We start from the raw sequence: 271 nt of genomic DNA on the forward strand, positions 1-271 counted from the left end.
GTTCGATGCCGAAACGCATGGGCCCTTCGTGATGGTGCTGGTCGGCGCGACGTTTGTCGGCAGCATGGCCACCACATGGCACGGGGTGGTCAATCCGCAACGCACCGGGGCGATTGCCGAGTGGGATTATTCGGACCAGCCGGTCGTGCTCGAACAGGGCGAGGAAATGGGCCGCTTCCTTCTCGGATCGACGGTGATCATGCTGTTCGAGAAAGATGACATCGAATTCAATGCGGACTGGCGCCCCGAAGGCCCGGTTCGGCTGGGAGAG

At 62.0% G+C, this 271-nt stretch carries 1 protein-coding gene; it reads left to right on the forward strand.

The genetic code is table 11. The features are described from left to right. Positions 1-271: phosphatidylserine decarboxylase (locus AC2Q9J_RS17945; RefSeq protein WP_499042041.1), on the forward strand; the 271-nt coding region annotated here is incomplete at both ends.

Source organism: Planococcus sp. RAB007_Raresut (assembly GCF_057369535.1).